Annotated in this window: 1 protein-coding gene; it reads right to left on the bottom strand. The window is 63.4% G+C overall.

Annotated features, from left to right (window positions below; translation table 11 throughout):
* Positions 1-52: 52 nt before the first annotated feature.
* Positions 53-358, bottom strand: a 306-nt coding sequence (locus QP415_RS10955; protein WP_285100081.1) for a helix-turn-helix domain-containing protein, incomplete at its 5' end; no start/stop codon positions are given.

Here is a 358-nt window from a genome sequence, read left to right as displayed (position 1 = left end):
GCCTCGAGGAGATCACACACCGCATGTCCGCGCCCTGAAAGCTCAGCGACCACTAGGGCTTTGTCCCGGTTTGGGAGCGCCTCTGCGCCTTCAGGGCAATCGATTTTTTTAGGTACGCCACCTGCGCCTCGAGCTTGCGCACGCGCTCTTCGAGTTCCTCCTCACGCGTTGGTGGCACCGCCCCCTTTGGCCTGCCCTTGGGCTTGGGCTTGAGCGCCTGCGCGCCGCCCTCGCGGTACAGCCTGCACCACTTCTTCAACGATGTCGCGCTCGCAATACCGAAACGCACCATCGCCTCAGGCTTACTCATCCCACCGTCAACCACGGCCCTCGCCGCAGCGACCTTGGTCTCATAGTC

It is taken from the genome of Pauljensenia sp. UMB3104 (genome assembly GCF_030217285.1).
Lineage (GTDB): Bacteria > Actinomycetota > Actinomycetes > Actinomycetales > Actinomycetaceae > Pauljensenia.
Note: the sequence above shows the minus strand (reverse complement) of the source record. Positions and strands in the feature narration are given on the sequence as shown.